Below are 26,945 nucleotides of genomic sequence, written 5' to 3' on the forward strand. Positions count from 1 at the left end.
TTTTATAAGAGACCGGCTGGGCGGGGGCTGGTTGGGCGGGCGCGGTGTCCTGCGCCATCGCTGGCGACAGCGACAGCGCCGTCAGCCCGAATGCCAGGCCAAGGCTGGCGAGCGACGCGCGGTGGAACAATAAGGACATACAATTAACTCCAATGGGGGATAGCTAGGGCGGGATGGCTTCCAGACCAGCCGGATTGTGGCGGAATTTGGCACGGTCGTCAGGGCCAGCGCGCCGTTGACATCGTTTGAGCCCCCTCTTATCTGTCCAACGACTTTGCGTCCAGAACCGTTTTCCGGGCGCTTTTTGCGTTTGTCCGCGTTTCACGTGGATTTGATGGGGCCGGCCGGCACCCGTCGCAACGACTTGGAATGCTATCGAAAGGACCATTGAATGGTCAGTTTTGGCGGTCTCGCCCGTAAGGTTTTCGGCTCCTCCAACGATCGCCGGGTCAAGTCGACCCGACCGCGCGTCGAAGCGATCAACGCCATGGAAAACGAGATGCGGGCGCTCTCCGACGCCGAACTGACGGCCCGCACGGAAAAATTCCGCCAGGACGTCGCCAACGGCGCCAGTCTCGACGATCTCCTGGTGCCGGCCTTCGCCACCGTGCGCGAGGCGGCGCGCCGCGTGCTCGGCATGCGCCCGTTCGACGTGCAGCTGATCGGCGGCATGGTGCTGCATAATGGCGGCATCGCCGAGATGCGCACCGGCGAGGGCAAGACGCTGGTCGCCACGCTGCCCGTCTATCTCAACGCGCTCGCCGGCAAAGGCGTCCATGTCGTCACCGTCAACGACTATCTTGCCACACGCGACTCCGAATGGATGGGCCGCGTCTACAAATTCCTCGGCCTTACCGTCGGCGTCATCGTCCATGGCCTGTCCGACGAGGAACGCCACGCCGCCTATGCCGCCGACGTCACCTACGCCACCAACAACGAGCTCGGCTTCGACTATCTGCGCGACAACATGAAATACGAGCGCGCCCAGATGGTGCAGCGCGGCCACAGCTACGCGATCGTCGACGAGGTCGATTCCATCCTGGTCGACGAGGCGCGCACGCCGCTGATCATTTCCGGTCCGCTCGAGGACCGCTCGGAAATGTACAATACCATCGACGCCTTCATGCTGAAGCTCGAGCCGGCCGACTATGAGATCGACGAGAAGCAGAAGACCTCGATCTTCACCGAGGAGGGCACCGAGAAGCTGGAAAACCTTTTGCGCGACGCCGGCCTGCTCAAGGGCGAGTCGCTCTACGACGTCGAGAACGTCGCCATCGTCCACCACGTCAACAATGCGCTCAAGGCGCACCAGCTGTTCCAGAAGGACAAGGACTACATCGTGCGCAACGGCGAGATCGTCATCATCGACGAATTCACCGGCCGCATGATGCCGGGCCGCCGCTATTCGGAAGGCCTGCACCAGGCGCTCGAGGCCAAGGAGCATGTGGCGATCCAGCCGGAGAACCAGACGCTCGCCTCCGTCACCTTCCAGAACTATTTCCGCCTCTACAAGAAGCTCGCCGGCATGACCGGCACGGCGCTGACCGAGGCCGAGGAATTCGCCAACATCTACAATCTCGACGTCACCGAGATCCCGACCAATCTGCCGGTCATCCGTATTGACGAGGACGACGAGGTCTACCGGACCGTCGAGGAGAAGTACAAGGCGATCGTCAGGGAGATCAAGGAAGCCCGCGAAAAAGGCCAGCCTACCTTGGTCGGCACCACCTCGATCGAGAAATCCGAGCTGCTGGCCGCACGCCTGCGCAAGGAAGGTTTTGCCGATTTCGAGGTGCTGAACGCCCGCCACCATGAGCGTGAGGCGGCGATCGTCGCCCAGGCGGGTAAACCCGGCGCCATTACCATTGCCACCAACATGGCCGGCCGCGGCACCGACATCCAGCTCGGCGGCAATGCCGACATGCGCATCGCCGAGGAGCTTGGCGACATGCCGGCCGGCCCCGAGCGCGACGCCAGGGAAAAGGCAATCCGCGACGACGTCGCCCGGCTGAAGGAGAAGGCGCTCGCCGCCGGCGGCCTCTACGTGCTCGCCACCGAACGCCATGAATCGCGCCGCATCGACAACCAGTTGCGCGGCCGCTCAGGCCGCCAGGGCGATCCCGGGCGCTCAAAATTCTTCCTGTCGCTGCAGGACGATCTGATGCGCATCTTCGGCTCCGAGCGCATGGACGGCATGCTGCAGAAGCTTGGCCTCAAGGAAGACGAGGCGATCATCCACCCCTGGATCAACAAGGCGCTGGAAAAGGCGCAGAAGAAGGTCGAGGCGCGCAACTTCGACATCCGCAAGAACCTGCTGAAATATGACGACGTCTCGAACGACCAGCGCAAGGTGGTGTTCGAGCAGCGCCTCGAGCTGATGGACGGTGAAGGCCTGTCCGAGACCATCGCCGAAATGCGCGAGGGCGTCATCGAGGAGGTCGTCGCCAAGGCCATTCCCGAAAACGCCTATGCCGAGCAGTGGAACGTCGCCGGCCTCAAGGCCGAGGTCGCCGAATTCCTCAATCTCGACCTGCCCATCGAAGACTGGGTCAAGGAAGAGGGCATTGCCGAGGACGACATCCGCGAGCGCATCAGCCAGGCCGCCGAGACCGCTGCCAAGGAGCGTGCAGAGCGCTTCGGCCCCGACGTGATGGCCTATGTCGAGCGCTCCGTGGTGCTGCAGACGCTCGACCATCTGTGGCGCGAGCACATCGTCAACCTCGACCACCTGCGCTCGGTCGTCGGCTTCCGCGGCTACGCCCAGCGCGATCCGCTGCAGGAATACAAGGGCGAGGCGTTCGAGCTGTTCCAGGCAATGCTGGGCAATCTTCGCCAGGCCGTCACCGCGCAATTGATGCGCGTCGAACTGGTCCGCCAAGCCGCCGAAGCGCCGCCGCCCGAGGCGCCCGACATGTTCGGCAGTCATCTCGACGGCACCACCGGCGAGGACGATTTTGACGGCGGCGAGACCGGTCTTCTGGTTCGCCAGGAGACCCACGCCGCCGTTGCCCCCGAAAACCGCGACCCGCAAAACCCCGCCACCTGGGGCAAGGTCGGCCGCAACGAGGCCTGCCCGTGCGGGTCAGGGAAAAAGTACAAGCATTGCCATGGGGCGTTCGCGTAAGCACCCACTTCCCTTCTCCCCCGTTCACGGGGGTGAGAAGTGGTCCGCGAAGCGGACGGAAAGCCAATTGCTTGGCTTTCCGAACGACGAACGCCCGTAGCGACAGCGAAGGGCCTGGGTGCCCGAAGGGCGGATGAGGGGCGACGCCAACGCCCACGATTAGCCAATCTCCCCACCCGTGGGGGATGGCCGGCTGGCGAGAGGGGGGCGCTGTCCCGTCGACACCGGAAATGGGCCTTCAGCTCTTATTTCTTTCCATCAGCTGGCCTGTCGTTTCGTCGCGTTCTGCCGCGAACGGTGACCCACCCAACCGTTTCTTAATGTGTTTTGACTACACCCAGACCCGAAAAGAAGCCGAAAACGGAGTGTGATCAGGGTGCGCTTTTCCGCGGCGACGACAGCCGGGCGGTTTCTGCCGCAGCGCCTTGCGCTGCGCGCAAAGCCGCTGCTTGGCCGCATCGATGCCGTGCTGTTCACCGCCGACGAGCGCGGCGAAGCCAGCCGCATGTCGCTGATAGCCTTTTCCATCCGCATCGTCAGCGCCGTCATCGCTTTCGTCAGCCAGGTGCTGATGGCGCGCTGGATGGGCTCGTTCGAGTATGGCATTTTTGTCCTTGTCTGGGTGACGATGGTCATCGTCGGCAATCTCGCCTGCCTCGGCTTCCACACCTCGATCATCCGCTTCATTCCCGAATATCGCGAGCGCAACATGCTGGCCGAACTGCGCGGCATCGTGCTGACCAGCCGCCTGTTCGTGATGGTTGCCTCGACGGCGATCGCCGGGCTGGGTGCGCTCGGCGTCTGGCTGCTCTCGCCCTTTATCGAGAACTACTATGTCGTGCCATTCATTCTCGGCCTCATCTGCATGCCGATGATCGCCATGTCCGACCTGTTGCAGGGGCTGGCGCGGGCCAACTCGTGGGCGCTGTTTGCGCTGGCGCCGACCTATCTTGTGCGGCCGGTGCTGATCCTGGCGCTGATGGTGCTGATGCTTCTGGTCGGCTTTGCGCCCGATGCCAGGACGGCGATTTTCGCCTCGATCGCCGCCACCTATGCCACCACGCTCGGCCAGCTCATCGGCATCACTGCGCGCATCGGCAAAAAAATTCCAGCCGGGCCGAGGAAGCTGCATTTCGCGCAATGGTTCCTGGTGTCGCTGCCGATCTTCCTGGTCGAAGGCTTCTTCTTCCTGCTCACCAATGCCGACGTGCTGATGGTCGGCGCCTATATGAATCCTAACGACGTCGCCGTCTATTTCGCCACGGTCAAGACGCTGGCGCTGGTGCATTTCGTCTATTTTGCGGTCAAGGCGGGCGTTGCCCAGCGCTACGCGCAATTCACCCATGGCGAGCCCGAAAAGCTCGCCGCCTTCGCCCGCGAAACCGTGTCGTGGACGTTCTGGCCATCGCTGTTGATGGCGCTGCTGGTGCTGGTGCTGGGCGAGCCGATGCTGAGCTTGTTCGGGCCTGAATTCGTTGCCGGCTACCCGCTGTTGTTCCTGCTGGTCTTCGGCGTCGTCGCCCGCGCCGCCGTCGGCCCCTGCGAAAGCCTGCTCACCATGAGCGGCAACCAGAATATCTGCGCCGCCGTCTACGCCATGACGCTTGCCCTCAACATCGGCCTAAATCTGGTGCTGATCCCGCTTTTCGGCCTGTGGGGCGCGGCGATGGCCACCGCCTTCGCGATGATCTTCGAGGCCGGCGCGCTGTCCTTCACGGTCTGGCGCAGGCTCGGCATCGTCATGGTCATTTTCGTAGCCGCCAAAGGAGCCGCGTGATGGCTGCCATCCCGTTGCTCGAGGAAACCAGCGGCGGCCCGGCCGGCGCCCTGGTGTCGGGCCTCGCCGGGCTCGCCCGCGAAGCCGATCCCGCCCATATCGAATTGTTGGCCAACGGCCGGCCCCAGCGCAAACTGGCAATTTACGCCGCCTCCGCCGGCTTCGACCTGGTCGAGGAACTCGACTATCTCTGCGCCCGCACGATCGAGACCAACGTGTTCTTCAACCCGCGCTTCCTGGCACCCGCCATGCCGCGACTGGAAGACCGCGAGGTGCGGCTGGCGGTCATCCGCGACGGCGACGAATACCGCAACCGGCTGCGCTTGCTGGTGCCGTTCTCGGTGGAGCGGCCGGCGACGCCGCTCGGCGTGCGGGTGATGCGCACATGGTCGAGCCCGTTCGGGCCGATCGGCACGCCGCTGGTCGACCGCGACGATCCCGTCGGCGTCATCGAGGATTTTTTCGCGATGCTGTCGCGGCCGCATCTCAAACTGCCGAAAGTCTTCGTGCTGCCCGACATCCGGCTCGACGGCCCGGTGGCCAGCCTGCTGGCCACCGTCGCCGAGACGCGTGGCCTGACGCTGGTCACCACCGGCAAGGCCGAACGGCCGATGCTCGAAAGCGAGATCGACGGCGATGAGTATCTGAAGGCCTCGCTGCGCTCGCACCATTATCGCGAGTTCCGCCGCCTAAAACGCCGCCTCGCCGACCTGGGCAGGCTGGAGCATCAGGTGGCGCGCGGACCGGAAAACATCCGCCACGCCATCGAGCGTTTTTTGACGCTCGAGGCCGCCGGCTGGAAAGGCCGCGAGCGCACCGCCATGGCCATCGACCGCTATCGCGCCGCCTTTGCCCGCGAGGCCGTGCACCGGCTGGCCGAACGGGACCTGTGCCGCATCCATTCACTGACGCTCGATGACCGCACCATCGCTTGCCTGGTCGTCTTCGTCGAGGCCGGCGTCGCCTACACCTGGAAGACGGCCTATGACGAGACGCTCGCCGCCTATTCGCCGGGAACGCTGCTGATGATCGAGGTGACCAGGCAGCATCTCGACGATCCCAACATCATGATGACCGATTCCTGCGCCGTGCCCGACCATCCGGTGATGAGCCGGCTATGGACGGAGCGCCGGCCGATCGGCACGCTGGTCCTCGGCCTCACGCCGGACGCCGACCGCCTCGCCCGCCAGGCGGCGTCGCAGATCCACCTCTACCGCGAAACCCGCAACATGGCGCGCCTGCTGCGCAACCGGGTGAAGAGCTTGCTGGGACGGCGGTAGGGGAAAGTGCGGCTCCCCTTCTCCCCTTGTGGTGGGAGAAAGTGGCCTCGCGAAGCGAGGTCGGATGAGGGGGTGCTCCAGTGGCACCCAACAGCGCTCCGTCCAGAACCGTCTTGACGCTGCGCGCCAATCCACCGCCCGGAACGAGTCACGGGCCTCGCCCGCCCTTCGGGCCCCACAAGGGGAGAAGGCAGAGAGGGGCAGCGCCGGCTGGTGGTCGCGGCGCATCATCCAGGACCATCGCCTGATCTACCGCGCCGCCGCGTCGCTTCGCTCATTGCTCCGGCCTGGGAATGACGAAGGCGCAGGGGCTTACGCTAATCACCAGCGCTGGAAATTGGCAGCTGCAGGCCGGACGGCAGCGACCGTCCACAGTCCCTTTCAGACTCAGTCGAAGAACTGTGTCGAAGGCCTAGGTCATCAGGGTTAATTCTCCCAACCAGCGGAAAGGATTAGCATCGGCGACAATCTCGGCCGCGCAACCAGCATCATTGCCGCCTCGGTCCTGCACGGCCAGAACAAAAATCTGGGAGGAATGCATGACGAAAACAATTCACTTCAGGCGTCGCAGTATTCTCGCTTTGACCGGCCTCATCGGTGCCTGCCTGACTGCGGCCGCAGGTCAGGCCGCCGAGCCCGGCAAGGTCGAGATCGATGCCCTGAAACAATCGCTTTCGAAGTACGAAGACTACAAGGCCGCCATTCGCGACCTCTACCTGTCGACGGTCGGATGCGTTTATTACAGCGGCGAAAAAGTGGCTGGAGCTATGGATTACCCGAAGGGCGCGATGGGCATTCATTTCGTCAACGTCGCGAGCGTCAGCCCGACACCAGATCCGACGCGCCCCAATGTCCTTATCTATGAGCCGGTCGACGGCGGCTTGCGCCTGGTGGCCGTGGAATGGCTTGTTCCGCTGACGCCCGACACCAAGGAGCCGCCGAAACTGTTTGGACAGACTTTCCAGGGGCCGATGGAGGGGCATTATCCGCTTATTCCGGTGGAGTTCTACCACTACGATCTTCACGTCTGGCTGTTCAAAGACAACCCGCTTGGAATGTTCAGCCCGACGAACCCCGACGTGAAATGCGACAACTACGCGTTTCCGATGCCGGAGCAGCCGACCAAGATGGTGCCGGGGCCGATGTAATGGCGACTTAGTCTACGCAATGGCCCGGCCTCAATTGGGGTTATCCCAGATGCGCCTGGGATAACCTCCCACCGAGCTTTCAAGGTGTCTCGGGTAGAAAATGGTGCCCCTAGCCGGGATCGAACCAGCACTCCTTGCGGAACTCGATTTTGAGTCGAGCGCGTCTACCAATTCCGCCATAGGGGCTCAGGCCGGGTGGCCTGGATGGGCGCGGACTATACGGTTGGAGGGCTGTTCGTCAACTGGCCAATTCGGGGTGGCCAATTCCGGGCATTCGGCTTTCGCTCGGCCGCGGCCTTTCGATTTCGTGAAGCTACGGCCATTGTGCGGCGCGAAAAATCTTTCTAGACAGGCAGCGCATTGAAGCGCGTCGCTTCTGGAGAGATTCATCTGGCGCGCTTTTGGTCTTGGTTTTTATGCATTGTTGTCCCAAAGGCGCTGCGCATTTTGGGCGACGTGCATCAGGAGTGCCGATGCTTCGCGGACTTTACGACTGGACCTTGTCGCTGGCGGCGAAGAAATCCGCCGAATGGTGGCTGGCCTTCATCGCTTTCGTCGAAAGCTCGGTATTTCTCGTGCCGGCCGACGTGCTCTATCTGCCGATGGCGCTGTCACGGCCGGATCGCGCCTATCGCTACGCGCTGGTCGCCACGCTGGCCTCCGTTCTGGGTGGCATAGCCGGCTGGTACATCGGCCACTACGCCTATGACTCGGTGGCGCGGCCGATCCTTGAATTCTACGGCAAGTATGACGACTTCGAGACACTGCGCGTCTCGGCGGGCACCGGATTCATCGTCCTGATGCTGATCACCTCCGGCCTCGCCCATCTGCCGCCGATCAAGGTGGTGACGATCCTGTCCGGCGTCATCGGCACGCCTTTGCTGCTGTTCATCGTGCTGGCGATCGTGGCGCGCGGCGCCCGCTTCCTGTTCCTCGCCTGGCTGCTGCGCCGCTACGGCGAGCCGATCCGCGAGTTCATCGAAAAACGCCTCGGCATGATCGCCGGCGCTGGCGCCGCTGCCCTGATTTCGCTCTATATCGTCGTCAAATACGCGTTTTAGAGCATGATCCCGAACCGAAGGTCAGCGTAGCAAAAAGTGGGCGCCGGCTTTCGGAAAAGATCATGCTCAACAAGAAGGCGAACGGCAGATCGATGACAGCGACCGTGAATGCCGACCCTGGACGCCAGCGCATGCGGACGGCGTTGTTCCTCGCCGCCACCATGGCCGCCACCGTCGGTTCGGCGCTGGCCTTCCAGCATCTCGGCGGCTACATCCCCTGCAAGCTCTGCCTGGAGCAACGCACCCCCTATTACATCGGCGTGCCGCTGATGCTGCTGGCGGCGGCTGCGTCGACATTGCGCGCCCCCGCGTGGCTGACACGCGGCCTGTTGGCCGTCGGCGGCCTGCTGATGGTCTACGGCGTCTATCTCGGCGTCTATCACTCCGGTGTCGAATGGGCGTGGTGGCCGGGGCCGACCGACTGTGCAGCGGCTGCCGGTCCGGTCGATACCGGCGGCAAGGGCGTGCTCGATGCGCTCGACCAATTCGTCCCGCCCTCCTGCGACAAGGCGGCCGTGCGCATCCTTGGCCTGTCGCTGGCCGGCTGGAACGCCATCGCCAGTTTTGTCCTGGCCGTCATCGCCTTCCGCGGCGCCTTTGCCCGCGACTGAGCAAACAGGTTCGGGCTGCCTCAGACCTGCTCGACACTAAGGATGTGCATCGGTCCGTGCACTCCCAGATATGCGGCCAGACAGTCCCAGAATTCGTCGAGCAGGGCCATGCCGTCGGCGTCGAAGTCATTTCGTGCGATTAGTAGAAGTTTCCCATTGGCGTAAGTGCAGCTAGGCCGCTCGTGCCAAGTCCGATGGATGCGAAACTCTTGCTCTATGTCGATGGCAGCTTGCGGACCTGAACCCGGCGCCACGTCAAGGCACTCGATCGTGATCTTGTACATGCGGCGGCCAAGCAGCCTCAATGTTTGACGCCGACCCTACGGCTCCAACTCGACATCCCAGTAGAGATAATCCATCCAGCTTTCATGCAGATGGTTGGGCGGGAACAAGCGGCCATTGTTGTGCAGGTCGTGCACCGTCGGCTGAAAAGGTTTCTGCAGCGGCCACATCTTGGCGTGCGCCGGCATCATGCCGCCCTTTCTCAGATTGCAGGGCGAGCAGGCGGCGACGACATTCTCCCACGTCGTCGCGCCGCCGCGATGGCGGGGAACGACATGGTCGAAGGTCAGGTCCTCCGGCGTGCCGCAATACTGGCACTGGAAACGGTCGCGCAGGAAGACGTTGAAGCGGGTGAAGGCCGGATGCCGCGATGGCTTCACATAAGCTTTCAGGCTGACGACGCTCGGCAGCTTCATCGAGAAGGTCGGCGACGACACCGCGTGCTCGTATTCGGCGACGATGTTGACCCGCTCGAGGAACACCGCCTTGATGGCGTCCTGCCACGACCAGAGCGACAGGGGATAATAGCTGAGCGGACGGTAATCCGCGTTCAGCACCAGTGCTGGAAGCCCATCCGGAGATACGGCAACCGTCACGTCATTGACCTCCTTGGTTCAGCGCATGACCCCGAAATCGGTTCGATTTTCGGAAGGGATCATGCGCAGCTTCAAAAAGTCCTACAGCGTCCTTTGCGCATCCAACTGGATGCGCGGCGCTGTAGCCTGTCGGCGCGGATACTGTAAGCCTGACATGACAGGGATGTGAAGCGGCTTGTCGATCAATCGCAGCGCTAAAAATGCATGATTTTCATGCTTTTTTACGGATTCAGCCAGGCGGCGCGGCGTCCCTGCCCCGGGTTTCACGATAATACGCCCAAAAAAGCCGTGATGCGACACCGCGCCACGGGCTCCATGATTCGGCGAGCTTGATCAGCGTTTTCTCGGGCGGGCGCGGGTCGATGCCGAGCGCGTGGCCAACCGCGCTCTGCAGGGCAACGTCGCGTGCCGGGAAGACGTCGGGGTGGCCGGCGGCGAACAGAAGATAGACTTCCGCCGTCCACGGACCGATGCCTGACACCTTGGTCATCGCCGCGATCGCCTCCGCGGCGTCGAGCAAACAGAGATGATCGAGGTCGAGCCCATCGACCACCGCCTGGGCGACGGCGATCAGCCCGCGCTGTTTCGGCCGCGACAGTCCGGCTTCGCGAAAGATGGCTTCGTCAGCGGCAAGGATGGCTTGCGGCGTCAGCGGATCGACGAGTTTTGTCAGCCGCTCGAAGATGGCGTCGGCGCTGGCGCGGGATACCTGCTGCGAGACGATGATCGAGGCAAGGCTTCTGAACCCCGGCTCGGACAGCCGAAGCGGCACCTCGCCGGCCATGCCGCGCACCTTTTCCAGGCGCGGGTCGAGCAGGCAGAGCGCGTCGAGCCCTTGCGAGACGTCGTCGAGCGTGGCGATGCGTTGCATGTCTGCTTGTTCCCGGCGCAAAGTGGCAGATGTAATCAGGCGCAAAGTAGCAACTGGCGAAAGCGCCGCACAACCCGATTGCCGCCGAACGATGACACTCCTGACATTCCGCTTCGCGCCGAGCCCGAATGGCGAACTGCATCTCGGCCATGCCTATTCGGCGCTGCTCAATCAAAAGTTGGCCAGCGCAACCGGCGGGCGGCTGTTGCTGCGCATCGAGGACATCGATACGACGCGCTGCACGCCGGAATTCGAGGCCGGTATTTTTCGCGACCTGGAATGGCTCGGGCTTGGCTGGGAACAACCGGTGCGCCGTCAGTCCGAGCATTTTTCGGACTATCAGACGGTGCTCGATCGGCTGATCAGCGAGGAACTCGTCTACCCGGCCTTCATGAGCCGTGGCGAAATCCGCGCCTTCATTGCCGACCGCGAAAGGCGCGGCCGCGACTGGCCGCGCGACCCGGACGGGGTGCCGCTCTATCCCGCCGTCGACAAGGCGCTGACTATCAAGGAACGCCAGCAACGGATGGCGGAGAATGTGCCCTTCGCCTGGCGGCTCGACGTCGATGCTGCGGTGGCGCGCGTCGGCACGGGTCTGTCATGGCTGGAATTTTCCGATGAAAGCCTTTCCGCGACACGCACGATAGAAGCCCGGCCGCAGGACTGGGGCGACGTGATCGTGGCGCGCCGTGAAATCCCGACAAGCTATCATCTCGCCGTCGTCGTCGACGACGCGCTGCAAGGCGTCAGCCATGTGGTGCGCGGCCAGGACCTCTATTCCGCCACCGGCGTGCAGCGCCTGCTCCAGGAACTCCTCGGCCTGCCGCAATCAGGCTACTTCCACCATCGTCTGGTCCTGGGCCCGGACGGACGAAAGCTGTCGAAGAGTTTTGCCGATACCGGCCTTGCCGCCTTGCGCGAGGCCGGCGCATCACCGGAAGACGTCCGGCGGCTGGTTGGGATTTAGTCCCAGACACGGTCGTTTTTGACAGGGCAGCGACCGGCAGCGAACGGCTCAAAATAAAAGCGCTCTGTAGCGATCCTTCGCGCCCCCCTCTGTCCTGCCGGACATCTCCCCCACTTGAGGGGAGATCGGACTTCATCACTGATTTCGCCAACCACCAACCGTGCAAAAAAGGACGCTGTCCGCGAAGCTGCCGATCTCCCCCCTTGTGGGGGAGATGTCCGGCAGGACAGAGGGGGGCGCTGTCCCTCCGCTATCAAAGGTTCTGCACCGCAGCAGCGTTTTTGATCCTCCCTGACCCAGAGCGCATCCTTCAACTCGGATGAGCCTATGGATCAACCGTTTGGTTTTGCTAGCCGGGTTGAACCGCATTACAGCAGTCCCGTACAAAACCCCTCACCGAGCACGCGGCAGCCTTTCAAAAATGCGCAGCATCAAGCGGTTCATCCCCGCCTCCTTTGTCGTCCTGTGGGCGACCGGCTTCATCGGCGCGCGTTATGCCATGCCGTGGGCCGAGCCTTTCACCTTCCTGGCCGCTCGTTTCGTGCTGGCCGCCGTGCTGTTGGCCACCTTGATGGCAGCACTCGGCTCCAGGCGAGCGACGCGCAAGGAGGCGTTTCACGCGACCGGCGCCGGCATCCTGATGCATGGCGTCTATCTCGGCGGCGTGTTCTGGGCCATCCACAGGGGCATGCCGGCCGGGTTATCGGCCTTGATCGTCGGGCTGCAGCCGCTGATCACCGCAGTGATGGCCGGCCGATTTCTCGGCGAGGCGATCCTGCCGCGCCATTGGGTCGGCCTCACTGTCGGACTTGCCGGCGTGGTCATCGTGCTTTGGCCGAAGCTCGGAACGCTCGGCGGCGGCGTGACGGCCGAGACGCTGGCCGCCTCGCTTGTCTCGGTGCTTGGCATGAGCGCCGGCACGATCTGGCAGAAGCGCTTCGCCTCCGGCGGCGATCTCGTGGCGGCCACCACTTGGCAATATGTCGGCGGTGCATCGGTGATGGCTTTGGCCTCGCTCGCTTTCGAGACGCGAACCGTCATCGTCAATGGCGAGTTGATCTTCGCCATGGCATGGCTGGTGCTGGTGCTGTCGATCGGCGCCATCTTCCTGTTGATGGTAATGATCCGCGACGGCGAGATGTCGAAAGTCGCTTCGCTGTTCTATCTGGTCCCGGCCGTCACCGCGGTCATCGCCTGGCTGTTGTTCGGCGAACAGTTGAACCTGGTCCAGATCGTCGGCATGGCGATCGCGACGTTCGGCGTCGGGCTGGCAACCGCTCAGCCAACCAAAGCATGATCCCAAAAAGTGGGAACCGGTTTCGGCAAAGATCATGCTCAAAACAAGAATCAGCCAACGCGCGCGCGTGCCTCCAGATAGCGGCTGATCGCGGCATTGAGTTCACCGCCGAGAATGAAGATCGCCGAGACCATATAGAGGAAGACGACCGCGACCATGATCGAGGCAAGGCCGGCATAGGTCGTCACATAGGACGAGAAACGGTCGAGATAGGCGGCGAAGATGGTCGACCCGATTAGCCAGGCAATCAGCGTGAAGATGATGCCCGGTATGATCGAGACGAAGCGGCGCTTGCCCGCAGGCAGCCAGTAATGCACCGCGAACAGCCCGCCGACGATGACGACCGAGGCGATGATGTAACGCCACAGCGTGATCGTTCCCATATAGGGTTTTACCCATTCGAAATTGGCCTCGGCCAGCCGCGCCAGCAACGGCGCAAACACCAGAAGCACGCTGATCGCCAGAAAACCTGCCGTGGCGATCAGCACGAAGGCGATGCTCTGTACCCGGCGGTAGATGATGCCGCGCGTTTCGGAAACGCGGTAGGCGCGGTTGAGCGAGGTGCGTAGCGCCTCGATGCCGTTCGAGGCGAAGAAGGCGGCAAGCAGCACGCCATAGGTCAACAGGTCGGTGCGCTGCACGGTGAGCACGTTGAGCACCTCGCGCGCGATCGGCTCGGCGATCTGCTCGGGCCAGGTGTCGAAGACGATATGCACGGCGGTGTCGGCAAAAGCCTGTGCGCCGAGGAAGCTGGCCAGCGTCGTGGCGAAAATCAGAAAAGGGAATAGCGCCATCAGCGCCGTGATCGCCAGATGACTGGCCATTGCCCAGCCATCGTCTGCATCGAAATGGCCGAACGCGTCATAGAGCACGCGCTTGAGGGCTACGATCTTCCGCAACAAGAACCGCGTTCCCTTCGATTGTCTCGACGCCGCGAATATGGGAAGGGATTGCGGCAAATGGCAAGCCTAGGTCAAAGCACGCTTCCTCCTGGAGAAGAGTTGCGCACCATCATCGTCACCGGAGCTTCTTCCGGGATAGGCGCCTATTGCACCCGGGCGCTGAAGGCGGAAGGCTGGCGGGTGTTCGCGACGGCACGCAAGCCGGAGGACATCGCCGCCCTCGAGGCCGACGGCATCGAGGCTTTCTATCTGGATTATCGCGAACCGGGATCCATCGAGACGCTGGTGGCGTCGGTGCTGGAGCGGACCGGCGGCCGGGTCGATGCCCTGTTCAACAACGGCGCCTACGCCCAGCCCGGCGCCGTCGAGGATCTGCCGGTCGCAGCGCTCAGGGAGCAATTCGAGGCGAATGTCTTCGGCTGGCATGACCTCACCCGCCGTGTCGTGCCGGTGATGCGGCGCCAGGGCCATGGCCGTCTTGTCCACTGCTCCTCGATCCTCGGCTTGGCGCCGCTGCCCTTTCGCGGCGCCTATTCGGCGTCGAAGCACGCGATCGAAGGGCTGATGCTGTGCATGCATCAGGAACTCCAGGGCAGCGGCATCCATGTCTCGCTGATCGAGCCGGGGCCAGTGACATCGAAGATCGCCAGCAACGGCCTTGTGTGGTTTCTCAGGAATATCGACCGCGAGAATTCCGTGCACCGCCTCGCTTACGAGGCGCAGCTGCAACGGCTGCAGGCCGGCGGCAGCACGTCACGGCTGAAGCCCGGGCCGGAGGTGGTTCATGCGGCCTTGCGCCATGCGCTTCTGTCGCGGCGCCCGCGTCCGCATTATGTGGTAACGGTGCCGGCCAGGATCGGCGTTATCCTCAAACGCATCCTGCCGGCATCAATGCTCTACCGCCTGCTTGCCAAACGCGCCTGAACGCAATCGACTGGAAAACACACTATGGCAACCGTCTTCAACATCCTCGCTGTTCTCGTCATGGTCGCCGTGGTGATCGTGCTGATCCGCGGCCTCATCAATATGATGCGCGGCGGCTCCGGCATGACCTCCAACAAGCTGATGCAGACGCGCGTGCTGCTGCAGTTCGTGGCATTGGTGCTGATCATGCTGGCGGTGTATTTCACCCGCAAGTGACGCGGGTGGCGATTTCGGGAGGCAGAGCGTGGTCAAGCTCAACAAGATCTACACCCGTACCGGCGACGACGGCACCACCGGCCTCGGCACCGGTGAGCGGCGGCTGAAATCCGATCTGCGCATCGACGCCTATGGCACGATCGACGAAGCCAATGCCTGCATCGGCATGGCCCGCATCCACACCGCAGCAACATATCCGGCGATCGACGCTATGCTCGGCCGCATCCAGAACGACCTTTTCGACCTCGGCGCCGATCTGGCGGTGCCGGACGACGGCAAGCCGCTCGGCTATGCGCCGCTGCGCATCACCGCTGTGCAGACCGACCGCGTCGAAAAGGACATCGACCTGCTCAACAAGGATTTGCAGCCGCTCAAATCCTTCGTGCTCAACGGCGGCACGCCGGCGGCGGCGGCCCTTCACCTTGCCCGCACGGTGGCGCGGCGGGCCGAGCGCATCATGGTGGCTTTGACGCAAAACCCAGGCGAGCATGTCAACCGCGAGGCGATAAGATACATCAACCGCGTATCGGACTTTCTGTTCGTCGCCGCACGCGCGGTCAATGACAATGGAAACGCCGACGTGCTATGGATTCCCGGCAAGAACCGCTGAATCTGCCAAGGCGGGAGGGGGTCCGATGTTCATCCCGCTTTATGACACCAACCGGCTGCGCCACATCAAGCAGCAATATGTCACGATCGGCCTGATCGCGTTCAATACGCTCACCTACTTCGCCACCGCGCTTGGCGGCGAGCAGTTCACCAATGCCGCTGTTCTGGGCCTCGGCTTCATCCCGTCAGTCGTCCACGACAGCGCCGAACTGGCTCCGCAGTTTGTCGTCATCCCGGAGAGCCTGAGCTACGTCACCTATTCCTTCCTGCATGCCGATATTTTCCACCTCGGCGGCAACATGCTGTTCCTGTGGGTGTTCGGCGACAATGTCGAGGACGCGCTCGGTCATATCCGCTTTCTCGCCTTCTACCTGCTCTGCGCCATCGCCGGCGCCTTCTTCCAGGGCCTGATCGCGTGGGACTCGCAGGTTCCGCTGATCGGCGCCTCAGGCGCCATTGCCGGCGTGGTCGCCGCCTATCTGATCCTCTATCCCAGGGTAAAGGTATGGGTGCTGGCCTTCGCCCGCATTCCGCTGCGCATCCCGGCCTTCATCCCGCTCATCCTGTGGATCCTGTTCCAGATCGTGATGTTCGCCGCCGGTGGCGAGGATCAGATTTCCTGGGCCTGCCATGTCGGCGGCATCATCGCCGGGGCCGTGCTGGTGCTCGTCTTGCGCAACCGTGCCGTACCGCTGCTTGCCGGTGCGGACGAAGAGGCAGTGGTGGTCGCCGGCCAAATGCCTGTTGCCGCAGAGCCGGCGCCAGGCGAGCCGCTGCCGGCGCAGCCGGCGCCGCGCTGGGGACGGGCAAGCGCCTCCAGTCCGGACTGACCCGATTTTCCGGACTGAACCGATTTGAGTGCGGCGCGGATGATTTGGGCGCGCCCCGGATATTGACGTGCGGGGTCGCCGCAACTACGGAAGCGTTCCCACACCAATGCATGTCGCGAAAACTGTGCAGCGGTTTTGCGATAACGGCATGCATGGAACACACAACCTGAAGCGCGTCGCGTGAGGTCGGCCAAATGCGACGCGCTTTAGACGGTCGGAGACCAGAATTCCGTCCGGAATGTCGGCTTTCGACAACTCTGAAGAGGCGCACACTGCTATAGCGCGCCGATTATCTTGAAAAAGGTGACTATCTTGAAAGAGGTGGCTATCGTGAAAGAGGTGACAGGCAAATGAAGATCCTTGTGCCCGTGAAGCGGGTTGTGGATGCGAATGTGAAGGTTCGTGTGAAGGCTGACGGTTCGGCGGTGGAACTCGCCAACGTCAAGATGGCGATGAACCCGTTCGACGAGATCGCGGTCGAAGAGGCGATCCGGCTGAAGGAGGCCGGCAAGGCGGAGGAGATCATCGTTGTCTCGATCGGGCCGCAGCAGGCGCAGGAAACCTTGCGCACCGCGCTCGCCATGGGCGCCGACCGCGCCATCCTGGTCAAGACCGACGAGCAGACCGAGCCGCTGGGTGTCGCCAAGGTGCTGAAGGGCGTGGTCGAGGCGGAAAAGCCCGGTCTCGTCATTCTCGGCAAGCAGGCGATCGACGACGATTCGAACCAGACCGGCCAGATGCTGGCCGCACTTCTCGGCTGGGCGCAAGGCACTTTTGCTTCCAAGGTCGTCATCGATGGTGACAAGGCCAATGTGACGCGCGAGGTCGACGGCGGCCTGCAGACGGTGGCGCTGAAGATGCCGGCGATTGTCACCGCGGATCTTCGCCTCAACCAGCCGCGCTATGCCTCGCTGCCCAACATCATGAAGGCCAAGAAGAAGCCGCTCGACGAGAAATCTCCCGCCGATTACGGCGCCGACGTCAAGCCGCGGCTGAAGGTGATCAAGACCGAGGAGCCGGGCGGTCGCAAGGCGGGCGTCAAGGTCAAGAGCGTCGCCGAACTGGTCGACAAGCTCAAGAACGAAGCCGGCGTGCTGTAGGGCTGGGAAGGGACAAAAAGATGACAATTCTTCTGATTGCCGAACACGACAATGCGACGCTTTCCGACCAGACCGCCAAGGCGCTTTCGGCGGCACTGCAGATCGGCTCCGACGTGCATGTGCTGGTCGCGGGCAACGGCGCCAAGCCGGCAGCGGACGCCGCCGCCAAGCTCAAGGGCGTGAGCAAGGTGCTGCTTGCCGAAGCCGACGAGCTCACCGAGCGTCTCGCCGAACCGCTGGCGGCGCTCGTCGTCGGCATGGCCGATGCCTATGACACGATCGTCGCGCCGGCGACTTCGGCGGGCAAGAATGTCGCGCCGCGCGTGGCGGCCCTGCTCGATGTCGCGCAGGTGTCGGAGATCATCGAGATTGTCTCGTCCGACACCTTCAAGCGGCCGATCTATGCCGGCAACGCCATCCAGACGGTGCAGTCGAGCGACGCCAAGAAGGTGATCACCGTGCGCACCGCCTCCTTCCAGGCTGCACCCGAGGGCGGTTCAGCCCCGGTCGAGACGGTTCAGGCAGCAGTCAATCCCGGCCTGTCGAGCTTCGTCGAGAACAAGCTTTCCGAGACCGACCGTCCGGAGCTGACTTCGGCCAGGATCATCATCTCGGGCGGCCGCGCGCTGGGCTCCTCGGAAAAATTCCAGGAAGTCATCCTGCCGATCGCCGACAAGCTCGGCGCCGCCGTCGGCGCCTCTCGTGCCGCAGTCGATGCCGGCTATGCGCCGAACGACTGGCAGGTCGGCCAGACCGGCAAGGTGGTCGCACCCGATCTCTACATCGCCGTCGGCATCTCCGGCGCCATCCAGCATCTTGCCGGCATGAAGGATTCGAAGGTCATCGTCGCCATCAACAAGGACGAGGAGGCGCCGATCTTCCAGGTCGCCGACTACGGCCTCGTCGGCGACCTTTTCGTCATTCTGCCGGAACTGCAAAAGGCGCTTTGACGCCTTCTGCCAAAGCGTATTAAATTGTGAAGGGCGGGGTAGACGAAGTCGCCCCGCCCTTTTAGTTTGCACCGCACAAAAAGCAGGCCGCAAAGGCCATTTGACGGGATCGGTGTAATGAACAAAATCGAGACGATCGGCATCATCGGGGCAGGCCAGATGGGCGGCGGCATCGCCCATGTGTCCGCGCTGGCGGGCTATAAGGTGCTGGTTTACGACATCTCGCCCGAGCGCATCGAAAAGGGCATCGCCACGATCAGCGGCAACATGGCCCGCCAGGTCGGCTCCGGCAAGCTCGAGGAAAAGCTGCGCAACGAGGCGATGGCGCGCATTTCGTCAGCACCGACCATGGCCGACCTTGCCGGTGCCGACCTGGTGATCGAGGCAGCGACCGAGGACGAGACGGTCAAGCGCAAGATCTACGCCCAGCTCTGCCCGCAGCTCAATCCGGAAGCCATCCTGGCGACGAACACCTCATCGATCTCGATCACGCGTCTGGCCGCGCAGACCGACAGGCCGGAGCGTTTCATCGGCATCCATTTCATGAATCCGGTTCCGGTCATGAAGCTGGTCGAACTGGTGCGCGGCATTGCCACCGAGGACCAGACCTTCGAAGCTGCAAAGGCCTATGTGAACCATCTCGAGAAGACGATCACCGTCTCAGAGGATTTTCCAGCCTTCATCGTCAACCGCATCCTGCTGCCGATGATCAACGAGGCGATCTACACGCTCTATGAAGGCGTCGGCTCGGTCGACGCGATCGACACCGCCATGCGGCTCGGCGCCAACCATCCGATGGGACCGCTGCAGCTTGCCGATTTCATCGGCCTCGACACCTGCCTGTCGATCATGCAGGTGCTGCATGACGGCCTGTCGGATTCGAAATACCGCCCCTGCCCGCTGCTGGTGAAATATGTCGAGGCCGGCTGGCTCGGCCGCAAGACCGGACGCGGCTTCTACGACTATCGCGGCGAGCATCCAGTTCCGACGCGCTGACGGGCGATACGAGCCAACGCGCGCGCGGTGGCGCTGAGTGAAGACCATGTGGCTGTCCGTCGACAGCTTCCTGGCCGCGGATCGAAAACCGCATCTCGGCCCGATCCTTGCCGTTGCTCGCGGACCGTCGAAGCCGGATGGAGTAGCGGTCCAGCAGGCTGAGTTACAGCGGTGAATGATCGCCATTAGGCCGGTTGGATTTGGACGACAGCCCTGCAAGCCGAGCTTGGGCTAGCCGACCACAACGCGCGATCGGTCTTGCGCGCACTCGCGTCGATCAGTCGCCAAGTCTCCCCCCGCGGTGCCCCATCATCATCCGGGAAGCATACATCGTGGGCGAGCGCTTACCCGGCAGATTGGCTTCGAGAACGATCTGTTCGACGAACCCCTGGTTCATTTCGAACTCGACGCACTCATCAAGCTTGTCCACGATCCACAACATGTACATGTCATCTGGCTTATTGTGATATCCGCAGTCATCGTCAGGTATAATGTCAGGAATTGCCGGTATTAGCATAATCTTTGGCTTCGGAAGATCGTAGCATTGACCTTCGTATGAATACCCCACTATAATTCCACAGGAAATTGGTTCATCATCATTGTAAGATATAGCCCAAATATCAACATATCGTCCTGGTTTCTTTAGATCTATGACTATCCTAGATTGGAACGCGCTGTGTAATCTTTCTTCATAAGAGATAGCTCTGTATATAGCCTCTTCTTTTGCGCCCCCTTTTCTTAGCTTTTGTACTTCGGCAGCAGCTAGTTTTGCCTTTGGGTCGTCGTCTATCATTTCTACGGTGTTTACAATTTTTCCACGCGTTGTTTTCTTCGGAGTGTCCACGCTAAGGACGAAACTTCGCTGTCTGATGCCATAGAGTCTGACTTGAGTCGCGTTGTACGCACCCTCTGGGAAAGTCAATGTAGGCTTATGACAGTCGGCACTCATTTCCTTGCTCCTCTATCAGCTGTTGATTCATAAAATTTCTCGCCACCTGAAGTTCTCCTCGAAGCTTACCGCTATTGCCGGGCGGATGCGGTCGGACACTTCGATGATGGTGGAGGCTGCGGCTGCGAATGTGAGATGATCGGCATCGAGGCGCGTCCACGCGCGCGCGAGCGCCAGCGCGACATCGTCGCGCGCCTTGATTAGCTCGGTCTTGAAAAGGAACGGACGGGCCCGGAATGCATCGCCCGTGAAGTTGGAGATCTGCCGCATGTCGGCTTCGCCAACCTGCCTGATTTCGAAGCGAAGCAGGCGCTCGTCGGCCAGACCCTGTCGCACCAGGCCGGCGTGGTAGAGATCGACCAGGGTATCGAACACCGCTCCCGTGAATGGGCGAGACCTGTCATGAATCTCTTCGGTCACTTCGGGCATCTTGCGCGAGTTGCTGGCAAGGCGGATTTGGCGGTCGCCCGTCAGCTCGGCGATGCGGTTGAGCTCGTTGAGGACGAGCAGGTTTGCCTGGCTGTGCCGTAACAATCGATCCATCCCGCTGTCGAAATGCAGGAACGAAAGCAGCGAAATGAGATCGGCGCTGGCTTCGTGGAACGGCCCGAAGTCGCCGTCCTGCAGGCCTTCCGTGGGCACTCCGAAGAGAGAAAAGAGTATGGAGTGACCCACTTCATGCGCGATCACGTCGAAGTTGAGGGCGTACGGATGGCCGCGCCCGTCGGCTCCACGCTCGCGGCCAAGCTCCAGATAGCCATACCCAGATTGCGCATTCTCCCAGTCAAGCCAGGGAATGATCTCAAGCCGCTCGTATGTTTCGGCGAAGTACCAGACAATCGGCTTGCCCAGATAGCTTTCCCAGATGTCCAGCACCCGGCTCGCAGCCGCAAACGCATGCGCTGCCAGGAACTGGCGCGACTGAAGAGAGAGGTGGTCGAAATGACCGTCAAATCCGGGTTCGGCTGGTGGGAAATACGCGCCAACGAAGGGCGGCAGGTAGGGATACTCGTACGGCTGCTTGTCCAGCACGGGATCACGCACGTATATGCGATGATCCTCCGGGCCCGGATGGATCAAACCGGGCGATGTTGAAATCCAGACCGCCTCGGGTTTCTCGTACCCAGAAAGGTGAGGCGCTTGTGGGTATAGCAGGAAGCGTGTTCCGGCCGACATCCCCGCCCGACCGGCGTCATCAAGCGCGTTCAACTGCGCAGCCCCTCTCATAGTCTACGACACTAGCACGAGGCCTGTACTTCGTAAATTGCACCAAGTATCACCGGCAGCCCTGTCGTCAGGTTGCCAAGCCGGCGTCCTCCAAATCTTGGACGAACGCGATCGTCATTCTGAAATTCTTCAATTCCGCCGGCACCAATGCGTTTTCACGTATAAGTTGCAGAGCTGACAGTGCGTCGCGTTTCTTTTGCTGAACGACAGCTCCTGCGAGAATTTGCCGGCAGGCTTCGATATCATGGTCACCGGCTTCCGGTAGTGCCTCGCGGACCATTCGCGACAGCGTACGTTCCCGAAAATTGAGGTTCCGGGCCGCATTCTCAAGCTTTCCTGACAAATCGGTGGAGATCAGGTTCCGCCTCCAGGCGGCGCGGACGGTCATTCGCAAATCAACCAAAGCGTGCGTCAGCGGCGAAAAATTCACCTCCTTCGGCCCGTGCAGCACTGCCACTGCGTCATCAGGCAGGAAAGCAAAGCGGCGGTACCATCGATAGATAAGGCCAACGCCGTGCATGTATGGGTAAAGCTCGGCGGCTCGCAAGGCTCCCATGCTTCCAGCACCAATCACCGGGATGGCCTGGCTGATCGCCCACAGTATCTCCTTGTGCCTCACTGCCGGCTCAGCCTGGAAAGTGCCGTCTATGATGACAATTGCAGCCGGGTCATAACGCTGCACCGCGGCTATGATCGAGCCTTGCGCCGCTGGCGCCAGGCAGATCACGTCGGCCACCTGCTGTGCCTCTGGATGCGATAGCGTGGGGCCGGTGAAAACGAGCCGAGGTCGCATCCCGGTCACCCCACCAAAGGGTACAAGTGGGGGATAACTATCCTGACGGCCGACAGTCGGTTCCAAGGGCTGGTGTTGAGGCGGATCAGATACACGGCGCTGATTCCGCTTTCTGCCAGTCTTGCGAGAAGGCTGCCACGCAAGGTCTGCCCGCCAGCCGCTCGATAGGCAGGCTGGCGGGCGAAGCTCACGTCCTTGCGGCCGCCGGTAATCAGCTGGCGGTGCGCCTCGATAAGCTGCCAGTCGGGATATTTCGGATAAGACGCCCGGGTCACGTCATCGCGCGCACCCGAGATCGCCGCAAGCCGCGCCTGCGCCGCCTCATGGATCGCTTGCACGGCAGCTGCCGCCAGATCGAATGCAGCGGCCGAGCCATCGGCTGGCAGATGGAGCAATGCCGTCTCGCGAGGATTGCTCTCCATCAGATGGCACCAAATGACAGGCAGGCCGACAGGCGACGGTGCAAGCCAAAGGCCGACGATCATGTCCTTTCGTGCAAGTTCATCCAATAGAGCCAAGACCCTTGCGTCATCGATGGTCGCTGGATCGATTCGCTGGTGTTGCAGAAATCCATGCGTCTTGAGAGCGCGGGCGATCGCATCGCGTTCGACGCATTCCAATATACCGTGTGTGATAGCGTCTGTTTCATCAAGCGCGGCCGCCAGTCCGGTTGTCGTTGGCGTGAAAATTCCATCATAGGGGCTGGGCGGTACGAGATAGGCCGTGTGCACCAATTCCAGCGGAACGAAGTCGCGGCCGCCGCCCAGCAGGTTCTCCGCCTCTACCCAAGCGATTTCTCGGCCGCGCCAATCCGCAGGTGCGGGCTTTCGCAGCCACGTCTCAAATCGCTCGTAGGGTATCTCGAGTAACTTGGCCGAAGCGTAAGCTGCATCAAGATGTTCGATGCGCTCGGCGAAAAAGCTCTCAGCGGATTCCAAAATGGCCGATATCGCAGCGCAAGCTAGGCTTGCGCCCTTTCCCTGCGCGACCGCATTTGAAAACGAGAACGGCCTCGTTGCCTGCACGACCGGAATGCCGACACGGTCCAGGCCGGTAATGTCCGCAATACGGGTGATGCCCAACGCTTGTCGCATCGACATCAGATAGGTCAGCGCTTCGTCTGCCGGAGGACCAACGCGCTCATATTGTTCCACTATCGGCTGGCCCGCAGTTCCGGCTCAGGGTTCACGATCAGCGGTTCGCCGGGCTCAACCAACCTCCTTGCCGCTTCGACACGGTCGTTGTAGCGCTGAAGCAGTACGGGCGAGAGATTTGACGCGCTGAGCGTCTCGTAGGCCGCGATGAGGATGGGCACGGCATTTTGCTCGGCTGCAGTATTGAGGCTCTTCTCAAGGGCAGCTGCCGCCCGGCCGGCTGCCGCCCTGTCAAGGACGAGAAGTTGTGCAATTCGCCGGTGTAGTTCCGCCAGCCAGTATCGGCTGCCACCCGTCTCGGCCTGCGCCACCGCCGAATGAAGCAGCGCAAGCGCCTGACTGATCTCACCCGAGCGCGCGAGAAGTTCCGCCAGCATGCCGCAATAGACGGGCTCGTCCTCCGGTGTCTGCACTTGTCCATGCAGGCCGAGGCCCTCACGCATCTTGTCCTTGCCTCGCTCAAGTTGGCCAGCGTTGCCGTCGCACCAGCCGTCGAAGATTTGTGCCGAGACAACTAGCGAAGGCAGGTGATGAAGCGTGGTCAGTTGTCGCAGATCCTCAATCACGTCACGCAACGAAGCGAAGTCGCGGCGATAGCAACTCAGCATCGCGTCGTTGATACAGGCATGCGCGATGCTGCTGACATGGCCAGTCTGCTGCGCCCAGCGGCGGGCCTCCGACATGGAGCGGAGAGCGCTCGTTGCACGTCCCGAGAACCACAGCGACAGTGCCCGATGCGCCAAGCCGCACACGCGCGCGTCGTGCCCCCCAAAACGCGTGGCATTCGTGTGCCCCTGGCCCACGTCATAGAGCGGCAATCCAGCATCGATCGCGGCTATGCATCCACCATGGTCTCCGCGATTGAAATCGACTGCCCACAAGCAGTGCCTAGCCTGAAGCTGAATCTCGGGGTCGCTAACCTCCTTTAGATCACTGACGACGGCCTGCGCTCGCTCGCCATCAACGACCGAACCAGTGAACCACCAACCCCAATAGATCGGGAACCACTTGGCGCGCTCCGCTATCGGCCGACGCCGTGCGATCTTTACGCCGTCGTCATAGAGCCTGCGGGCGTGCTCGGAATTTGGCCCTTCGACGGCGGTCAGTATCGGCCCGAGCGCCACCATCGCCGAGAGCCGCAGCGCATCCCGCTTGTCATGGTCAGAAACCCGCCCGCAAAGCGCAATGGCATGCTCGAGCAGCTGCCTTGCTTCAGCCGCGGCCGAGCGGGACGAGCTTTCCATGCCGGCATTGACAAACTCGCCGATCGCTTCGTCCAGCAGGCCTCCTCGCTCGGCATGATCGGCAAGGGCTGCTGTTGTTAGCCAGCCAACGAGGCTGCGGTTGCCGCTAGCCACCGCGTAAAGACGCTGATGCAGAGTCTGCCGCCGTTTCCGCAGTGTTCCGTTATAGATCGTCTCTTGAATTAGCGCGTGCCGAAACGCGTACACTGTTGCCGATGCGTGCCTGACGCGTACGAAGCCGGCCTCGGCCAGGGCATCGAGCGCCGCAGAGATTGTGCCCAGGTCAAATTCCGGCAAGAGCTCCGACAGCAAGTCCAGGCTGAATCTGTTGCCGGCGACGGCGGCCGCGCGCGCCACCTCGCGGGCGCGGCCGAGAGGCTCCAGCCGGGCATCTAACACTGTTTCCAACACCGCCGCGCGGCCGAGCGAAACGCCCTGTGGCAGCTGCTCCGTACCACTAGCGGTATTCTCCGCCATCCATTGGCAAACCTCCTCGATGAACAGAGGTACACCGCCGGTGACGCGCTCGACCAACTCTATCAGCTCAGGCGCAGGCGCTCGCTTGCCTTGAGGCCACATCGTTGCGATTGCCTGCAAGGTGTCGGCATGCTCAAGGGGAGCGAGCAGGACATGCTTGCTTTTTTCATCCAGCCAGTCGCCAGATCCCGGCCTCGTCGTTGCGATCAAGAGGACGGGGCAACTGGGAACCAGCTTTGCAAGTTCACCCAGCAGTTGCTTCGATGTCAGGTCGATCCAGTGAATATCTTCAACGATCAAGATCACTGGGCCACTGGCGCACGTTGCTTGTAACGCATGGCGCGCAGCCCAACCGGCCTTCTCCCGGATCGCTTCCGGATCCATCTCATGGAAACCGGACCTCGCGCCTTCCACGCCGAGCAGAAAAGAAAAGATGTCGACGACTTCGCCGTCGTGAACGCCATGTGCGGCGAACAACTCGGTTACAAGTGCACGGGTGAGTGCACGCTCTCCGTCGTCGAAATTGCCCAGCATCGCCTGCCGCAGTGGATACAGCGTCGAACGCGAGTCGCCTGGCATACATTGAAAGAGGAGCAACCTGTTGCGTTGGAAGCGCGCTCGCCGGCGCGCTTCGTGCAGGATGCGCGACTTGCCAATGCCGGCTTCGCCCTCGATCACGATGACCTGGCCACGTCCCGAGACGGCTTCATTCCAACATTCATGTATCAGTTCGGCCTCACCCGTGCGGTCGATCAACGGGCTGGTGAGGCGTCCGAACGCGAAGAAACGGTCTACCCCCCGCTTGTGGCTCAGCGCCTGCCAGACCTGCTCGGCTTGCGCGAAGCCTTTGATGACGTGAGAACCGCAGAAGCTAAATACATGTGAGCGCCGTGTCAGATTGCGCGTCTCGTTGCACACGACGACGGTATCTGGCCGGGCGATTGCCTGCAGCCTTGCTGCCAGCGCAAATGCAGGGCCGGTTACCGTGTCCTGCGCTATAGCGGTGTCGCCCTTCAGGATTAGCGTCATCGAGGTCGCCACGCCGACCCTTACATGCAGGTCGCTCCTCCCTTTCTCCGCGGCAAGAAGCTTGCACGCAGTGACGATCTCAAGTCCGGCGCTGATCGCCAGCGACGCCGCATCCTTCGCACCCAGATCGACTGGGAACACAGCGACACCGCCGTCGCCGACCTCGACCCTCACGGTTCCGGAACACGATACGATCGCTTCCCTGGCGGCCATTTGAAACGCCAAGATAAGTTCCTCAAAATCTTCGATGCCGAGCAGGCCGAGCAACTCGGTGGAGTCTACGAGATCATAGCAGAGGGCGGTTAGTACGCGCCGCTCGTGACGGGTCTCGACGCCGTCGTCCATCAACCACCTGCCGATCGGAAGGCGCGAGCCAGTCCCCGCCTTCGGAACATCAACTCGGCTCGTATACGATCTGTCACCTTCGCTGACAGGGCATACTATCAAAAGTATGACAGAGCACAAATTACAGAGTGGCGATTCAGAATCTGACGTGTCCGTGTCGCATTCGGGTCAAGGGCGTCTCCGGTA

24 protein-coding genes and 1 tRNA gene are annotated in these 26,945 nt (G+C 62.1%); 15 read left to right on the plus strand and 10 right to left on the minus strand.

What is annotated here, in order from left to right; translation table 11 throughout:
- Positions 1 to 391: 391 nt before the first annotated feature.
- The 4 genes from secA (at position 392) to AC0L2B_RS23160 (ending at position 7,329) form a co-directional block, all read left to right on the plus strand.
- Entirely contained in the window at positions 392 to 3,124 is a 2,733-nt protein-coding gene (gene secA, locus AC0L2B_RS23145; protein WP_473746958.1) for a preprotein translocase subunit SecA, read from the plus strand.
- Between the two features lie 376 nt (positions 3,125 to 3,500).
- On the plus strand, positions 3,501 to 4,901 hold the full coding sequence (locus tag AC0L2B_RS23150; RefSeq protein WP_128181663.1) for a lipopolysaccharide biosynthesis protein: 1,401 nt from the start codon (positions 3,501 to 3,503) through the stop codon (positions 4,899 to 4,901).
- Positions 4,901 to 6,181 carry a GNAT family N-acetyltransferase gene (locus AC0L2B_RS23155; RefSeq protein WP_128181665.1) on the plus strand — a complete coding sequence of 427 codons (1,281 nt, stop codon included), beginning with the start codon at positions 4,901 to 4,903 and terminating at the stop codon, positions 6,179 to 6,181. The genes AC0L2B_RS23150 and AC0L2B_RS23155 overlap by 1 nt, the downstream gene beginning before the upstream one ends.
- 539 nt (positions 6,182 to 6,720) lie before the next feature.
- Positions 6,721 to 7,329, plus strand: a complete 609-nt coding sequence (locus tag AC0L2B_RS23160) for a hypothetical protein (RefSeq protein ID WP_027153358.1) — start codon at positions 6,721 to 6,723, stop codon at positions 7,327 to 7,329.
- A 101-nt stretch (positions 7,330 to 7,430) separates the two neighbouring features.
- Here AC0L2B_RS23160 and AC0L2B_RS23165 read toward each other — a convergent pair.
- Positions 7,431 to 7,515, minus strand: a tRNA-Leu gene (locus AC0L2B_RS23165).
- Positions 7,516 to 7,802: 287 nt separating this feature from the next.
- Between AC0L2B_RS23165 and AC0L2B_RS23170 the strand changes: the two genes are divergently transcribed.
- Positions 7,803 to 8,390, plus strand: a complete 588-nt coding sequence (locus AC0L2B_RS23170; RefSeq protein ID WP_091600122.1) for a YqaA family protein — start codon at positions 7,803 to 7,805, stop codon at positions 8,388 to 8,390.
- Positions 8,391 to 8,482: 92 nt separating this feature from the next.
- On the plus strand, positions 8,483 to 9,001 hold the full coding sequence (locus AC0L2B_RS23175) for a disulfide bond formation protein B (protein ID WP_473521085.1): 519 nt from the start codon (positions 8,483 to 8,485) through the stop codon (positions 8,999 to 9,001).
- Between the two features lie 20 nt (positions 9,002 to 9,021).
- Here AC0L2B_RS23175 and AC0L2B_RS23180 read toward each other — a convergent pair whose 3' ends face one another.
- The 3 genes from AC0L2B_RS23180 to AC0L2B_RS23190 all read right to left on the minus strand — a co-directional run bounded on the left by AC0L2B_RS23180 (position 9,022) and on the right by AC0L2B_RS23190 (position 10,750).
- The gene (locus tag AC0L2B_RS23180; protein ID WP_473520984.1) at positions 9,022 to 9,285 is read right to left on the minus strand and encodes a hypothetical protein; all 264 of its coding nucleotides are present in this window, start codon (positions 9,283 to 9,285) and stop codon (positions 9,022 to 9,024) included.
- Positions 9,286 to 9,321: 36 nt separating this feature from the next.
- Entirely contained in the window at positions 9,322 to 9,879 is a 558-nt protein-coding gene (locus AC0L2B_RS23185; protein WP_023797250.1) for an HNH endonuclease, read from the minus strand.
- A 229-nt stretch (positions 9,880 to 10,108) separates the two neighbouring features.
- A complete protein-coding gene (locus tag AC0L2B_RS23190; RefSeq protein ID WP_473746959.1) occupies positions 10,109 to 10,750 on the minus strand; it encodes a DNA-3-methyladenine glycosylase family protein in 642 nt (213 codons plus the stop codon).
- A 91-nt stretch (positions 10,751 to 10,841) separates the two neighbouring features.
- On the opposite strand from AC0L2B_RS23190, the gene gluQRS reads away from it, so the two are divergent.
- Positions 10,842 to 11,717, plus strand: a complete 876-nt coding sequence (gene gluQRS / locus AC0L2B_RS23195; RefSeq protein WP_473746960.1) for a tRNA glutamyl-Q(34) synthetase GluQRS — start codon at positions 10,842 to 10,844, stop codon at positions 11,715 to 11,717.
- A gap of 421 nt (positions 11,718 to 12,138) precedes the next feature.
- Entirely contained in the window at positions 12,139 to 13,014 is an 876-nt protein-coding gene (locus AC0L2B_RS23200; RefSeq protein ID WP_473746961.1) for a DMT family transporter, read from the plus strand.
- A 50-nt stretch (positions 13,015 to 13,064) separates the two neighbouring features.
- Here AC0L2B_RS23200 and AC0L2B_RS23205 read toward each other — a convergent pair whose 3' ends face one another.
- Complete coding sequence (locus tag AC0L2B_RS23205) at positions 13,065 to 13,916, minus strand: YihY/virulence factor BrkB family protein (RefSeq protein ID WP_031254136.1); 852 nt, start codon at positions 13,914 to 13,916, stop codon at positions 13,065 to 13,067.
- 57 nt (positions 13,917 to 13,973) lie between these two features.
- On the opposite strand from AC0L2B_RS23205, the gene AC0L2B_RS23210 reads away from it, so the two are divergent.
- The 7 genes from AC0L2B_RS23210 (at position 13,974) to AC0L2B_RS23240 (ending at position 19,541) form a co-directional block, all read left to right on the plus strand.
- The gene (locus AC0L2B_RS23210) at positions 13,974 to 14,840 is read left to right on the plus strand and encodes an SDR family oxidoreductase (protein WP_473746962.1); all 867 of its coding nucleotides are present in this window, start codon (positions 13,974 to 13,976) and stop codon (positions 14,838 to 14,840) included.
- Positions 14,841 to 14,864: 24 nt separating this feature from the next.
- A complete protein-coding gene (locus AC0L2B_RS23215) occupies positions 14,865 to 15,056 on the plus strand; it encodes a twin transmembrane helix small protein (RefSeq protein ID WP_023797244.1) in 192 nt (63 codons plus the stop codon).
- A gap of 28 nt (positions 15,057 to 15,084) precedes the next feature.
- On the plus strand, positions 15,085 to 15,666 hold the full coding sequence (locus AC0L2B_RS23220) for a cob(I)yrinic acid a,c-diamide adenosyltransferase (RefSeq protein WP_473746963.1): 582 nt from the start codon (positions 15,085 to 15,087) through the stop codon (positions 15,664 to 15,666).
- Between the two features lie 25 nt (positions 15,667 to 15,691).
- Positions 15,692 to 16,495 (plus strand): rhomboid family intramembrane serine protease, encoded by an 804-nt coding sequence (locus tag AC0L2B_RS23225; RefSeq protein ID WP_473746964.1) that lies wholly within the window; start codon positions 15,692 to 15,694, stop codon positions 16,493 to 16,495.
- Between the two features lie 350 nt (positions 16,496 to 16,845).
- Positions 16,846 to 17,595: an electron transfer flavoprotein subunit beta/FixA family protein gene (locus AC0L2B_RS23230; protein ID WP_473746965.1), complete on the plus strand. Its 750-nt coding sequence runs from the start codon at positions 16,846 to 16,848 to the stop codon at positions 17,593 to 17,595.
- 20 nt (positions 17,596 to 17,615) lie between these two features.
- Positions 17,616 to 18,545, plus strand: coding sequence for an electron transfer flavoprotein subunit alpha/FixB family protein (locus AC0L2B_RS23235; protein ID WP_473746966.1), 930 nt, complete (start codon positions 17,616 to 17,618; stop codon positions 18,543 to 18,545).
- A 117-nt stretch (positions 18,546 to 18,662) separates the two neighbouring features.
- Complete coding sequence (locus AC0L2B_RS23240; protein ID WP_023797239.1) at positions 18,663 to 19,541, plus strand: 3-hydroxybutyryl-CoA dehydrogenase; 879 nt, start codon at positions 18,663 to 18,665, stop codon at positions 19,539 to 19,541.
- A gap of 277 nt (positions 19,542 to 19,818) precedes the next feature.
- Here the strand turns inward: AC0L2B_RS23240 and AC0L2B_RS23245 are convergent, their stop codons facing one another.
- The 5 genes from AC0L2B_RS23245 to AC0L2B_RS23265 form a co-directional block, all read right to left on the minus strand.
- Positions 19,819 to 20,490, minus strand: coding sequence for a hypothetical protein (locus tag AC0L2B_RS23245; protein ID WP_473746968.1), 672 nt, complete (start codon positions 20,488 to 20,490; stop codon positions 19,819 to 19,821).
- Positions 20,491 to 20,517: 27 nt separating this feature from the next.
- Positions 20,518 to 21,699 carry a gluzincin family metallopeptidase gene (locus AC0L2B_RS23250; protein ID WP_473746969.1) on the minus strand — a complete coding sequence of 394 codons (1,182 nt, stop codon included), beginning with the start codon at positions 21,697 to 21,699 and terminating at the stop codon, positions 20,518 to 20,520.
- 85 nt (positions 21,700 to 21,784) lie between these two features.
- Positions 21,785 to 22,510 carry a TfuA-like protein gene (locus tag AC0L2B_RS23255; protein ID WP_473746970.1) on the minus strand — a complete coding sequence of 242 codons (726 nt, stop codon included), beginning with the start codon at positions 22,508 to 22,510 and terminating at the stop codon, positions 21,785 to 21,787.
- Positions 22,511 to 22,515: 5 nt separating this feature from the next.
- Entirely contained in the window at positions 22,516 to 23,664 is a 1,149-nt protein-coding gene (locus AC0L2B_RS23260; protein ID WP_473746971.1) for a YcaO-like family protein, read from the minus strand.
- Positions 23,664 to 26,759 (minus strand): ATP-binding protein, encoded by a 3,096-nt coding sequence (locus AC0L2B_RS23265; RefSeq protein ID WP_473746972.1) that lies wholly within the window; start codon positions 26,757 to 26,759, stop codon positions 23,664 to 23,666. Before AC0L2B_RS23265 ends, AC0L2B_RS23260 begins: the two co-directional genes overlap by 1 nt.
- Positions 26,760 to 26,945 lie beyond the last annotated feature (186 nt).

It is taken from the genome of Mesorhizobium sp. WSM4815, from assembly GCF_055811575.1.